Here is a 13,790-nt window from a genome sequence, read left to right on the forward strand (position 1 = left end):
CGCTCCTGCTGTAGTGGATGAACAGACGCCGCCGGGTGCAGTTGACGACGATACGGATGCGGACGCTGATTCCGATGCAGATGCAGATGCAGATGCAGATGCCGATGCAGATGCCGATGCCGATGCAGATGCCGATGCCGATGCCGATGCTGACGCGGATGCCGATGCGGATGCGGATGCGGATGCGGATGCGGATGCCGATGCTGATGCGGATGCGGATGCTGACGCGGATGCGGATGCGGATGCGGATGCGGATGCGGACGCGGATGCGGATGCTGACGCCGATGCGGACGCGGATGCAGATGCGGACGCGGATGCAGATGCGGATGCGGATGCGGATGCGGATGCGGATGCGGATGCGGATGCGGATGCGGATGCGGATGCGGATGCCGATGCTGATGCGGATGCGGATGCTGACGCGGATGCGGATGCGGATGCGGATGCGGACGCCGATGCGGATGCGGACGCTGATGCAGATGCTGACGCCGATGCGGATGCCGATGCCGATGCGGATGCCGATGCCGATGCAGACGCGGATGCTGATGCTGATGCTGATGCCGACGCGGATGCCGATGCGGACGCCGATGCGGACGCCGATGCGGATGCGGATGCGGATGCGGATGCGGATGCGGATGCCGATGCGGATGCGGATGCGGATGCGGATGCGGATGCGGATGCGGATGCGGATGCGGATGCGGATGCCGATGCGGATGCGGATGCGGATGCCGATGCGGATGCGGATGCGGACGCTGACGCCGATGCGGACGCGGACGCGGACGCGGACGCGGATGCTGATGCCGATGCCGATGCTGATGCCGATGCCGATGCTGATGCTGATGCTGATGCCGATGCGGATGCTGACGCGGATGCTGACGCGGATGCGGATGCCGATTCCGATGCGGACGCCGATGCGGACGCCGATGCGGACGCCGATGCGGATGCGGACGCTGATGCGGATGCGGATGCGGATGCGGATGCGGATGCGGATGCGGATGCGGATGCTGACGCGGATGCTGACGCGGATGCTGACGCGGATGCTGACGCGGATGCCGATGCTGACGCGGATGCCGATGCTGATGCTGATGCGGATGCTGATGCCGACTCGGATGCAGATGCGGATGCTGACGCCGATGCGGATGCCGACGCGGATGCGGATGCTGATGCCGATGCTGACGCCGATGCGGATGCGGATGCGGATGCTGATGCCGACGCGGATGCTGACGCCGATGCGGACGCGGATGCGGATGCTGACGCTGATGCCGACTCGGATGCTGATGCAGATGCAGATGCAGATGGGGACGCGGATGCGGACGCTGATGCAGATGCTGACGCCGATGCAGATGCCGATGCGGATGCGGATGCCGATGCAGACGCTGATGCTGATGCTGATGCTGATGCTGATGCTGATGCTGATGCTGATGCTGATGCTGATGCTGATGCTGATGCTGATGCTGATGCTGATGCTGATGCTGATGCTGATGCTGATGCTGATGCTGATGCTGATGCTGATGCTGATGCTGATGCTGATGCTGATGCTGATGCTGATGCTGATGCTGATGCTGATGCTGATGCTGATGCTGATGCTGATGCGGATGCTGATGCGGACGCGGATGCCGACGCGGATGCTGATGCGGATGCCGATGCGGACGCGGATGCCGATGCGGACGCTGATGCTGATGCTGACGCGGATGCCGATGCCGATGCCGATGCCGATGCCGATGCGGATGCGGATGCGGATGCGGATGCCGATGCGGATGCTGACGCCGATGCGGATGCCGATGCCGATGCGGACGCGGATGCTGACGCGGATGCTGATGCTGATGCCGATGCCGATGCCGATGCCGATGCCGATGCCGATGCCGATGCCGATGCTGACGCGGATGCCGATGCTGACGCGGATGCGGATGCGGATGCCGACGCGGATGCGGATGCGGATGCTGACGCTGACGCTGACGCCGATGCTGACGCCGACTCGGATGCAGATGCGGATGCTGACGCCGATGCGGATGCTGACGCCGATGCGGATGCTGACGCCGATGCGGATGCCGACGCGGATGCCGATGCCGATGCCGATGCTGACGCGGATGCGGATGCGGATGCGGATGCGGATGCGGATGCTGACGCCGATGCCGATGCGGATGCGGATGCGGATGCTGACGCTGATGCCGACTCGGATGCTGATGCAGATGCCGATGCAGATGGGGACGCGGATGCGGACGCTGATGCAGATGCTGACGCCGATGCAGATGCAGATGCCGATGCGGATGCCGATGCCGATGCAGACGCGGATGCGGATGCGGATGCGGATGCGGATGCTGACGCTGATGCTGATGCTGATGCTGATGCTGATGCTGATGCCGACGCGGATGCTGATGCTGATGCCGATGCGGACGCGGATGCGGATGCTGATGCCGACGCGGATGCTGACGCCGATGCGGACGCGGATGCGGATGCTGACGCTGATGCCGACTCGGATGCTGATGCAGATGCAGATGCAGATGCAGATGGGGACGCGGATGCGGACGCTGATGCAGATGCTGACGCCGATGCAGATGCCGATGCGGATGCCGATGCAGACGCTGATGCTGATGCTGATGCTGATGCTGATGCTGATGCTGATGCTGATGCTGATGCTGATGCCGATGCGGACGCGGATGCCGATGCTGATGCCGACGCGGATGCTGATGCTGATGCCGATGCGGACGCGGATGCCGATGCCGATGCGGACGCTGATGCTGATGCTGATGCTGATGCTGACGCGGATGCCGATGCCGATGCCGACGCGGATGCGGATGCGGATGCTGACGCTGACGCTGACGCTGACGCTGACGCTGACGCCGATGCTGACGCCGACTCGGATGCAGATGCGGATGCTGACGCCGATGCGGATGCTGACGCCGATGCGGATGCTGACGCCGATGCGGATGCCGACGCGGATGCCGATGCCGATGCTGACGCGGATGCGGATGCGGATGCGGATGCGGATGCGGATGCGGATGCGGATGCTGACGCCGATGCCGATGCGGATGCGGATGCTGACGCCGATGCCGATGCCGATGCGGATGCGGATGCGGATGCTGACGCTGATGCCGACTCGGATGCTGATGCAGATGCCGATGCAGATGGGGACGCGGATGCGGACGCTGATGCAGATGCTGACGCCGATGCAGATGCAGATGCCGATGCGGATGCTGATGCTGATGCCGATGCGGACGCGGATGCTGATGCCGATGCCGATGCTGATGCCGATGCCGATGCTGATGCTGATGCTGATGCCGACGCGGATGCTGATGCTGATGCCGATGCGGACGCGGACGCGGATGCTGATGCCGATGCCGATGCTGATGCCGATGCCGATGCTGATGCCGATGCCGATGCCGATGCTGATGCTGATGCTGATGCCGATGCGGATGCTGACGCGGATGCTGACGCGGATGCGGATGCCGATGCGGATGCCGATGCGGATGCCGACGCGGATGCCGACGCGGATGCCGATGCTGACGCCGATGCCGATGCCGATGCCGATGCCGATGCCGATGCCGATGCCGATGCCGATGCCGATGCTGACGCGGATGCCGATGCTGACGCCGATGCTGACGCGGATGCGGATGCCGACGCGGATGCGGATGCGGATGCGGATGCTGACGCCGATGCGGATGCGGATGCGGATGCTGACGCCGATGCGGATGCGGATGCGGATGCGGACGCGGACGCGGATGCTGACGCCGATGCGGACGCGGATGCGGATGCTGACGCTGATGCCGACTCGGATGCTGATGCAGATGCAGATGCAGATGGGGACGCGGATGCAGACGCTGATGCGGATGCGGATGCTGATGCTGATGCTGATGCCGACGCGGATGCCGACGCGGATGCCGACGCGGATGCCGACGCGGATGCTGATGCTGATGCCGATGCGGACGCGGATGCCGATGCCGATGCGGACGCTGATGCTGATGCTGATGCTGATGCTGATGCTGATGCTGATGCTGATGCTGATGCTGATGCTGATGCTGATGCTGATGCTGATGCTGATGCTGACGCGGATGCCGATGCCGATGCCGATGCCGATGCCGATGCCGATGCGGACGCGGATGCCGATGCCGATGCGGATGCGGATGCGGATGCGGATGCTGACGCGGATGCCGATGCGGATGCTGACGCCGATGCGGATGCCGATGCCGATGCGGACGCCGATGCTGACGCGGATGCTGACGCGGATGCTGACGCGGATGCTGATGCTGATGCCGATGCCGATGCCGATGCCGATGCCGATGCCGATGCCGATGCCGATGCCGATGCCGATGCTGACGCGGATGCCGATGCTGACGCGGATGCCGATGCTGACGCGGATGCGGATGCGGATGCGGATGCGGATGCGGATGCGGATGCGGATGCTGACGCTGACGCTGACGCCGATGCTGACGCCGACTCGGATGCAGATGCGGATGCTGACGCCGATGCGGATGCTGACGCCGATGCGGATGCTGACGCCGATGCGGATGCCGACGCGGATGCGGATGCGGATGCTGATGCCGATGCCGATGCTGACGCGGATGCGGATGCGGATGCGGATGCGGACGCGGATGCTGACGCTGATGCCGACTCGGATGCTGATGCAGATGCAGATGCAGATGCAGATGCAGATGCAGATGCAGATGCCGATGCGGACGCTGATGCGGATGCCGATGCGGATGCCGATGCGGATGCGGATGCGGATGCGGATGCGGATGCGGATGCGGATGCGGACGCGGACGCGGACGCTGACGCCGATGCGGACGCGGATGCTGATGCCGATGCTGATGCCGATGCTGATGCCGATGCTGATGCCGATGCTGATGCCGATGCTGATGCCGATGCTGATGCCGATGCTGATGCCGATGCGGATGCTGACGCGGATGCGGATGCGGATGCGGATGCCGATTCCGATGCGGACGCTGATGCTGACGCCGATGCGGACGCAGATGCGGATGCGGATGCTGATGCTGATGCGGATGCGGATGCGGATGCGGATGCGGATGCTGACGCGGATGCCGATGCTGATGCTGACGCTGACGCGGATGCCGATGCCGATGCTGACGCCGACTCAGATGCGGATGCGGATGCGGATGCGGATGCCGACGCCGATACTGACGCGGACGCTGATGCTGACGCGGATGCTGACGCCGATGCGGATGCGGATGCGGATGCGGATGCGGATGCGGATGCGGATGCGGATGCGGATGCGGATGCGGATGCGGATGCGGATGCGGATGCGGATGCGGATGCGGATGCGGATGCGGATGCGGATGCGGATGCCGATGCGGATGCCGATGCCGATGCGGATGCCGATGCGGATGCCGATGCCGATGCGGATGCCGATGCGGATGCCGATTCCGATGCGGACGCTGATGCCGACGCTGACGATGCGGACGCTGATGCCGATGCCGATGCCGATGCGGATGCGGATGCTGACGCGGATGTTGACGTCCCCGAGACAAACATTTACTCGAATCATGAGGACTTTGAAACAACGAACTCGCTCACAAGCTTCAACGGCTTTACATTATCGGCGACTAGCACGAATGGCTATTACACGGAAGGACGGGACAGGGGCCTTTGGCTTGGGGGGCCGGGAATAACCCGATACGAAGCAGTAATTTCGCTCACCGACGCCGCAACCTTCGTCTCGTTCCGTTTGGGAGCGGTCGATTATGAAGGGTGTTACGCCGTCTACCAGGATGCGGAAGGAAATGAGCTTGGAAGAACCCAGTTCGATTATGGCCCTATCGGGCATACGGATTATTTCTTTGATTCACCAAACGGCGAGTTGATCGCCACAGTCAAGTTGGTGTTTCTTGAACCGAACGGCTGTATGCTTTATGACTTTGCTTACGGGACGGAGACAGTTCCGGCCGGCTTCGATGCGACGCAGTCGAATGTTGGATTGGAAAGCTACCTCGGCACCGATGGAGGTGACATCTTCGCGATGGGTGACTTGAGCAACTTCAACGCCGGCAGTACATCCATCGAGGGCAACGGCGGTATCGACACGCTGAAGCTTGCGTTGGGCGATGTGCTTGACCTGGGCGGCAAGGACCTGTTCATTGCCGATGGCCATACGCAGTTGATGGTCAAGGGTGATGCGGGCGACAAGGTCGAACTGTCCGATCTGCTGCCGGACGGTGGGGATGTCGGCGACTGGACGCAACTGTCTGGCAACACGACTGTGGGTGGCATCGAGTATGACGTCTTCTACCACTCGGGTCTGAACGCCGAACTGCTGGTGCAGCACGGTGTCGAGACAGTGCTGAACAACCACTGACCTCCGGATGGTCCGCGACGCATGACCTGCGTCGCGGACCCGGAATCACCACCCATTTAATCAGGCTCCCTGAGCAGCATCGCGTTGCCCGGGGGACCGTTTTTGACGAACTGATCATGACTTTCAATCAAACCCTGATGCGTGCGCTCGCAGGCGCATTGCTCGTGACGGCGGGTACCTTGCCCGCCATCGCACAACAGACTTTCTCTAACCCGCAACCGCCGGTCACCCAGGCAGCCGCACCCGGCACCGCGCCGACGGCCCGTGCCGGTACGCAGCCCGGCAAGGTATTCGGCCAGAGCTACGCGCCGGTTGGCCAGGTCGGCCCCCAGCAGGCGCAGATCGTCTACTACCGTGATCCATCCGCGGGTGCGGGCCGGTCGGCCGCTGCCGACGTCTACGTTGATGGCGAACTGCAGACCGCATTGCTGCCCAATGGCTACAGCATCTTCTGCGTCAAGCCGGGCCAACACATGCTGGGCGCCTACATTCAGGATGCGCCGCTGTACAAAGGCAAGACCACCGGGCGATCCGGCGCAGAACTGAAGGGCGGCATGACCTACTTCGTGAAGGTCGGGCCGGCTAGCAATGACGCACCGATCATGGTGCCGCGCAACGAAGCCGAAGCCCAGTTGCAAGGCATGCGCGCCCAGATGCACGTTCTTTCCCGCGCATCGGCAGTGGAGGCGTGTGGCCCTGCGTCGATCCCGGTGACGTCAGCCCCGGTGGCGCAGCGTGTCGCGGCGAAAGAATACACGCTCAAGGGCGACACGCTGTTCGCCTTCGGCAAGTCTGGCAATCGCGACATGACCGTCAAAGGCCATGCAGCAATTGCACATCTGGCTGAGCAGATTCGCGCGGAAAACACCTCGCTGCAAGCCGTGACGGTGATCGGCCACGCGGACCTGATCGGCTCGGCGGCGGCGGCACAGAAGCTTGGCGAGCAGCGTGCGATGACGGTTCGCCGGATGCTGATCGAGCAGGGTATTCCGGCGCAGAAGATCACCGCGGAAAGTGCGGGCTATTCCGATCCGGTGGTCGCCGACTGCAGCGGCACGATGCAGCAGAAGATTGCCTGCAATGAGCCCAACCGCCGGGTGGTGGTGCAACTGAGTCTGTCGGGCCCGGCCCGATAAAGGCATGGGGGATGCTGAGCCCTGAGGCGCGATCTTCCTGAATCGGGAAGATCGCGTACCTACCGGCCTTTACCGCATGCCCAGGCAAACGGTGAGGGCCTTCCGAGAACGGGAGTGTCGCGATGACCAGACAAACAGAGGTTCCTGCAATCAATGTGCTGCTCGCCTATGCAGAGTTGCGCGACAGGGATCAGGTATTTTTTAACGGGAAGCTCAATGAGTTCGTGTTTGCGTCCCGATCGAGCAAACGTGAGTTCATCGAACAGTGGCAGCGAGCGCTCGCGGCTACCGGAACAACGCCGATAGACACGAATCATTCAAAATGAAGGGCACTGTCAGGTGCAGTCAGATCTCCAGGCTGCAACGGATTAGTTGCAGTTGCTGAAATGCAGATCCTGGCGGCTGGAGAATTTGCCGGAGTGCAGAGCATGAGTCTTTCGATCCACGCGGATCGTGCCCCTGCAAAAATCTCGAACAACAAATGTATATACTGAAGGGCGAAATCGTGTTCGGTAAGATTTTAATGGCTGCGGCCAGACGAGACATCGTCGCCAGGTATCTGGCCGCAGGTGTGCTGGCTGCCTCTACCCAAGGGTAAAACCACATGACATCTACCCCGTCTGAGCACGCGCATCCCAACCCCACAGGCTTCGCCGCATTGTTCGCGCGATTGCGCTCCGTCGTTGAACCGCAGGTCAATCCCCTTGCGGCGTCCTGGCCACCCTTTGTCCTGTTCTTTTCATGGAGCGACGGGCAGCGGCGGGCCGACGTCGTGACCGCAACGGCGGCGACATTTGCCGAGGCCTGGGACGCAGGCATGGAGCAGGTGACGCAGGCTGCCGGCGCGGCCGGACTGGTCGTCCAGTGGCTTCGGGTGGACTGGGTTACCAGCGTTGAAGGCATGACCTGGGAGGCACTGCGGGGCCGCCTCGAACAGACCCGGCGCAGTTATTTTCGGTGCGGCCTGTCGCTGGACAGTAATTTCAGGCATGCCTTTCTGGAGACCGAACTGAATGGCAATGCCATGCTGTATGGCGGCCCGGCACAGACGCATGCGGTTGTGAACACAAAGAACTTCGAACGGTATGCCGCCATTCGGCACCAGCTTGCCAGCGTGAATTTCGAGGATCAGCAAAACGTTAATGTGTTCTCGACCCGCGGGGCGTTCGCAAGCCTGCAAGCGCCGGAGGTACACCTTCTGCACGGGACGGGTCTGAACGCGGGCCGCCGCATAATCGAACATCTCCGGCCGGCAGACGTCAGGGCGCTCGTCGCATCCGGCAGCCGTTATCTGGCCGGCCAGGTACAGCCTGGCGGGCGTTTCCACTATGGCTGGCATCCCTGTTTCGACCGCGAAATCGGCACTTACAATACCCTGCGTCATGCAAGTTCGATCTATGCGATGCTCGAAGCTTGGGAAGTGACCCAGGACAACGACCTGAAGACAGCAATCGACGCGGCGCTGCATTATCTCGTCAATGAACTCATCATGCCGGCGGAATTGCCGTCCGGTGCCCGCGCGGCGTTTCTGGTTGACCGGCAGGGCGAAGTCAAACTGGGTGGCAACGGCGTGTGCCTTCTGGCGCTGGTCAAATACAGCCAACTGACCGGCTCTGACGAATGGACTAAACCGCTCGCGCGGTAGGGGGCTGCGGCCCGTCTCTGGCGGCGAATGGGAGGCCAGTGGCGCCGGCGCTTATGTTGGTGGTTGAGGCAATCCGCCTCGTCCTCCAGCAGGAGCCCCATCATGACCTCCTCCGATCCGGGCATCAGCCCGCTGCGCCGCCGTATGCTTGAGGACTTGCGCATGCGCAAGTTCGCACCCAAGACCCAGGCCGCCTACCTACGTGCCGTACGTCAGTTCGCCCGATACCTCGGGCGTTTACCCGATACCGCCACTGTCGAGGACCTCCGGGACTACCAGCTGCATCTGGTCGATCACGGCGCGTCGCCGGTGTCGCTGAACGCCGCGATCAGCGGTCTGAAGTTCTTCTTCGAAGTCACGCTCGGCCGGCCTGAGCTGATGGCGCGGATGCAGCCGGTACGCGTGCCTCGCACGCTCCCGGTTGTGCTCAGCCCCGAGGAGGTGCGCCGGCTCATCGCGGCAGCCGGAAACCTCAAGCATCAGACCGCGCTGTCGGTCGCCTATGGCGCCGGGCTGCGTGCGAGCGAAGTGGTCGCCCTCAGGGTCAGCGACATCGACAGCCAGCGCATGACCCTGCGCATCGAGCAGGGCAAGGGCCGCCGTGACCGCTACGCGATGCTCTCGCCGGTCCTGCTCGAACGTCTGCGCGTCTGGTGGCGCGTTGCCCGTGCCCAGGGCTGCATGCTCGATGGCGGGTGGCTCTTTCCGGGCCTCGATCCGATCGACCCGCTCAGCACGCGGCAACTGACCCGCGCCATCCATGCGGCCGCCGAGACCGCAAACATCGACAAGCGCGTATCCATGCACACGCTGAGGCATTCCTTTGCCACGCACCTGCTGGAACAGAAGGAGGATATCCGCGTGATCCAGGTGCTCCTTGGACACAGGCAGATCGAGACCACCACGCTCTATACCCAGGTTGCCACTGACCTCCTGCGCAAGGTGGTCAGTCCGCTGGACCGCCTGCCCGCCGGCTAGCCCGGCCGCACGCGGAGCACCCCGTGCTGGAGGTCGCGGATATCTTCCGCGCCTGCGGGCCGGCGTGGCGGCGCACGGTAGCGCTGAGCCTGGGGCAGCTGAAGGTCATGTCGGCCATCGAACAGTGCCGCAGTGCGGCACTCGGGGGGCATGTGCTGCGCTGCGCCGGCTGCGACCGCATCGAGGTTGCCTACAACTCCTGCCGCAACCGTCATTGCCCGAAGTGCCAGGGCAGTGCTGCGCATCGCTGGCTCCAGGCACGCCAGGCCGATCTGCTTCCGGTCGGGTACTACCATGTCGTCTTCACGCTGCCCGCGCCCATCAGTGCCATCGCCTGGTACAACAAGGCCGTCATCTACGGGCTGCTGTTCGATATCGCCGCCGAAACGCTACGCACCATTGCCGCTGATCCGAAGCACCTCGGCGCCCAGATCGGCGCGACGCTCGTGCTGCACACCTGGGGCTCGGCACTCACGCATCATCCGCACGTACACGGTATCGTCCCCGGTGGTGGGCTGTCGCCCGATGGTCAGCGGTGGATCGGATGCCGGCCCGGCTTCTTCCTGCCGGTACGTGTGCTATCGCGCCTGTTCCGCAGGCGCTTGCTCGAAGCGCTCACGGACGCGCACCGGCACGGCCACCTGCAGTTCTTCGGCCAGTACGCTGAACTTGCCGACCCAGCTGTCTTTGACGTGTGGCTTGCGCCGCTGCGTGCCTGCGAATGGGTCGTCTACGCAAAGCGTCCCTTTGCAGGACCCGAAGCAGTGCTCGCGTACCTGTCGCGCTATACGCACCGCGTCGCGATCTCCAGCCAGCGCCTGCTTGCATTCGATGAACGCGGCGTGACCTTCCGCTGGAAGGACTACCGTGCGAAGGGGCACACCCGCTACAAGACCATGACCCTCGAAGCCGGCGAGTTCATGCGCCGCTTCCTGCTCCATGTGCTGCCCGGTGGCTTCCATCGTATCCGTCACTACGGACTGCTCGCCAACCCGGTGCGCCGCGCCAGTCTCGCGAAGGTCCGCGAACTGCTGCACGTCGCGACCGACGTCAACACATCAGCTCACGAAACCGTCATCGAAACGCGCCCCGCCTTCATCTGCCGGCACTGCGGCGCGCCGATGATCGTCATCGATATCCTTGCGCGCATTGCACCGATCCGCGCACCACCCACGCGCCGGGGCGAGATATGAGCGCCACTGTTCCAGGACGAACAACCCGACCCTCGGCTTTGCGGCAACGCGGCCCACGAGCAGACCTTTGCGTCTGTCGCTTCGCACAGGCCCTTGCACGTCCGTTCCGCCATCACGATGGCGCCACTGCACCGCTTCGGCACAACCTCAGCCCTCAACCGGCCTCCCGCCTGACCACGCATCCCGCAACACCGCTCGCCATCCCGGGCAATCAATCGCCATAGCCCCGAAGACTCCATTGCATCAGAGCACTCCGCGGTTTCCTCCCTTCAGGTTTATTCAACGCCTGCCCGCACGCGCCGGCGCGCACCCCGAGTCCACGGACATGGGCAGGCATCGAACAAACCTCAAGAATATCTGACTCTGCTAGAACAGCTCGCAACAGGGATCCTCTTCATGCAGGATGCGGACACCGGCAGATTCAGCCATGTGCTGAACTATCCGGATCTGTCGGTTAAGCAGGCATTCCGGATCATCTATTACGATGGCGAAGCGGCCTTCGGCCTGATGCGCCTCTATGGTCTGACTGGCGATGCGAGGTGGCTCGCAGCAGTAGAAAAGGCGTTCGGCCATTTCATCGAGGCAAAACACTGGAAGGCGCATGACCACTGGCTCAGTTATTGTGTGAACGAACTGACCCGTCACAGGCCACTGGAAGCGTATTACAAATTTGGAATCCAGAACTTCGCCACCTATCTTGATTTCGTGGCTGAAAGGGTGACGACGTTTCCAACCCTGCTTGAATTGATGACGGCTGCCGAGCAGATGATTAGCCGCATGCAGCAGCAGCCCGGCCTGGAGCACCTGCTTGCCGAGGTCGATCTGGATAAGTTCTTCCATGCACTGCATGCGCGGGCGCAGCGCCTGTTAGATGGCCATTTCTGGCCGGAACTTGCCATGTACTTTGCCAATCCGGGCAGGATCACCGGCAGCTTCTTCATTCGCCACCATGCCTTCCGGGTCCGCATTGACGATGTCGAGCACTATCTATCGGGTTTTGTCGCCTATCTGAACTATCTGGAGTCGCAGCGGCATTCAGTATCCTCAACGCTGGCGCGGGAATGGAACGCCTCCCTGATCGAGGCGGCCACGCAGGGGACGTGGCTCAAGCAGCCGCCATTGGGGTGGACGGCGAGCGGCCTTTGCATTTACGCGCCTGCCATGCAGCCTGGAAACGTCGTGGTTGCCCGAACCGGTGAGGTAAGCCGGGGGATCCCTGTTCCTGTCATTCGACAGATGCAGCCGCGCCCGGCGGGTGTTATCTCGAGCCATTCTGATGTGCAGGCTCAACTTGCCGATTTGCCGGTCCTGCATGTCGCAGATACGGCCACGGCAATTCTTGCGATGGGAGCCTATGCACGCAGCCAGATGAGCGGCACTGTCCTGGCGGTGACCGGAAGCGCTGGCAAGACCACGCTCGTGGCCATGCTGGCTGACGCCCTCAATGCTTACGGTCCGACAGCGGCGAGCGCGTTCAACGCAAACCTTCCCCAAGGTGTGAGCTGGAATCTTGCGTCAATCAAGTGGGACACCCCTCATGTCGTCCTGGAAGTTGCCGTGGGCAAAATGAGACAGAGCGCGGCCATTGCCCGCCCGGACGTCGGCATTTTCACCAACATCCAGCCTGCTCACCTCGGGAAAAACAGCACAATCACTGATATTGCCCGGACCAAAAGCATGCTTTTTCTTGGCATGTCTGCGGGAAGTGTCGTGGTGCTCAATCGTGACATGCTGGAATGGGATACCGTCTACCAGGCGGCCATCGAACGGGATCTGAAAATCTTTACTTACGGCACGACTGCCGAGAGCGAGTTTCAACTCGTGGATCATGACGCGTCGGGGCAGCGGGTCGATGCGCGTATTAGAGGGCGCGATATCACCTATCCGATTGGGGCCGCAGGCTTGCACATGGCGTTGAACAGCTTGGCAGTACTTGCCGCTGTCTCGGCGCTCAACTATCCGTTCGAACCTGCGCTCGAACGGATCGCACGCTTTGCTGCCCTGTCCGGCCGCGGCGAGGAGTTTGAGCTGACGCTCGACGGACGGCACGTGACCATTGTCGACCATGCCTACAATGCCAATCCCGGCTCGATGCAGGCCGCTCTGGAACATTTGCGGGACATGAAGAATGCAGCCAGACGAGTCGCTGTGCTGGGCGAGATGGCGGAGCTCGGTCCCCAGGCGTCGCTGCTTCATACCGACCTGGCTGCAGTGGTCGAGCGTTGCGGGATCGATCGCGTCTATGTCATGGGCAAGCTCTATACCGACTTCTGGGAACGGTTGCCGGCTGCACGCCGTGGGCGCTACACGAATTCGCTTGACGAATTGAAGCTTGCACTTCAAGAAGAGCTTGTCGACAAGGACGTAGTGCTGCTCAAGGGCTCGAACAGTACGCGTCTCCATGAGGTCGTAGCGTGGCTGAGGGCTGGCGCGCAAAAGTAGCATTGACCTCTGGCCCTGCGAGCAATGGATCTTCAGGCGTGCCTGAACGACCCGAAAGCTTCCAGCGCTCACCCCCGATGGCGGTAAGCCGC

At 62.5% G+C, this 13,790-nt stretch carries 7 protein-coding genes and 1 pseudogene; all 8 read left to right on the top strand.

The window, feature by feature from the left end:
* The first annotated feature begins 17 nt into the window (after positions 1–17).
* The gene (locus tag OKW30_RS28250; protein WP_429348231.1) at positions 18–5,621 is read left to right on the top strand and encodes a hypothetical protein; all 5,604 of its coding nucleotides are present in this window, start codon (positions 18–20) and stop codon (positions 5,619–5,621) included.
* 56 nt (positions 5,622–5,677) lie between these two features.
* Entirely contained in the window at positions 5,678–6,304 is a 627-nt protein-coding gene (locus OKW30_RS28255; protein ID WP_429348232.1) for a hypothetical protein, read from the top strand.
* 179 nt (positions 6,305–6,483) lie between these two features.
* Positions 6,484–7,440, top strand: coding sequence for an OmpA family protein (locus OKW30_RS28260; protein ID WP_429348233.1), 957 nt, complete (start codon positions 6,484–6,486; stop codon positions 7,438–7,440).
* 122 nt (positions 7,441–7,562) lie between these two features.
* On the top strand, positions 7,563–7,766 hold the full coding sequence (locus tag OKW30_RS28265; RefSeq protein ID WP_429348234.1) for a hypothetical protein: 204 nt from the start codon (positions 7,563–7,565) through the stop codon (positions 7,764–7,766).
* A gap of 278 nt (positions 7,767–8,044) precedes the next feature.
* Positions 8,045–9,085: a hypothetical protein gene (locus OKW30_RS28270; RefSeq protein WP_429348235.1), complete on the top strand. Its 1,041-nt coding sequence runs from the start codon at positions 8,045–8,047 to the stop codon at positions 9,083–9,085.
* 102 nt (positions 9,086–9,187) lie between these two features.
* The gene (locus tag OKW30_RS28275) at positions 9,188–10,063 is read left to right on the top strand and encodes a tyrosine-type recombinase/integrase (RefSeq protein ID WP_184062687.1); all 876 of its coding nucleotides are present in this window, start codon (positions 9,188–9,190) and stop codon (positions 10,061–10,063) included.
* 23 nt (positions 10,064–10,086) lie between these two features.
* Complete coding sequence (locus OKW30_RS28280) at positions 10,087–11,256, top strand: IS91 family transposase (protein WP_429345668.1); 1,170 nt, start codon at positions 10,087–10,089, stop codon at positions 11,254–11,256.
* 351 nt (positions 11,257–11,607) lie between these two features.
* Positions 11,608–13,698, top strand: a pseudogene (locus OKW30_RS28285) (UDP-N-acetylmuramoyl-tripeptide--D-alanyl-D-alanine ligase); the annotation flags it as partial.
* Positions 13,699–13,790 lie beyond the last annotated feature (92 nt).

This window comes from Paraburkholderia sp. Clong3 (assembly GCF_050436485.1).
Classification (GTDB): Bacteria; Pseudomonadota; Gammaproteobacteria; order Burkholderiales; family Burkholderiaceae; genus Paraburkholderia; species Paraburkholderia tuberum.

What these genes read in the sequence shown, in the direction of transcription:
- OKW30_RS28250 (WP_429348231.1), top strand. Translation starts at nt 18, where the DNA reads ATGAACAGACGCCGCCGGGTGCAGTTGACGACGATACGGATGCGGACG.
- OKW30_RS28265 (WP_429348234.1), top strand. Translation starts at nt 7,563, where the DNA reads ATGACCAGACAAACAGAGGTTCCTGCAATCAATGTGCTGCTCGCCTAT.
- OKW30_RS28270 (WP_429348235.1), top strand. Translation starts at nt 8,045, where the DNA reads ATGACATCTACCCCGTCTGAGCACGCGCATCCCAACCCCACAGGCTTC.
- OKW30_RS28275 (WP_184062687.1), top strand. Translation starts at nt 9,188, where the DNA reads ATGACCTCCTCCGATCCGGGCATCAGCCCGCTGCGCCGCCGTATGCTT.